The sequence below is a fragment of the Citrobacter sp. VF227 genome, from assembly GCF_052950715.1.
Map to the genome: position 1 here is coordinate 1 of NZ_JBRFVF010000349.1, position 478 is coordinate 478.

At 50.0% G+C, this 478-nt stretch carries 1 protein-coding gene; it reads right to left on the reverse strand.

The features are described 5' to 3' along the window. Positions 1-93: 93 nt before the first annotated feature. Positions 94-478: substrate-binding domain-containing protein (locus ACU8YC_RS26695; RefSeq protein WP_446896221.1), on the reverse strand; the 385-nt coding region annotated here is incomplete at its 5' end.

Consider the following 478-nt stretch of genomic DNA (forward strand, 5'->3'; position numbering starts at 1 on the left):
GTATTGCGTTGCGGCGTATCGGTATGGAAATCCTTACCATCCTTGATGTCATCTAATTCAGCCATTTTTTACTCCACGGTTACGGTATGAAAATTAGAAAACGTATTTGTCGATGTTATCTTTAGTGAACACCACGCGTTCAGGCATAAGCACAACGCCATTTCCCTTCGCCTCGTCGCTGTAGCCCTGCACGCTGTTCGGCGAGACTTCAACTTGCCCAATACCCGGAATCTCCAGCTTGTCCCCAATGTTCATGTCGCCTTTTTTCAGCAAGGCATCAGCCACGTATATGGAAATCTTGACCTGCTGGACCACGTCCCAGAGGCCAAATTCTTTTACCGTGCCGCGTTCAACATAAGGACGCATTACGTTTAGTGTGCTGAAACCGACAATCGCCACGATGGTATTCTTCAGGTTCTCAGCGGCCTGAGCTGCTGCAGGAAGGGCGTTGGCATCCGGCGCAATGATGGCGTCGAGA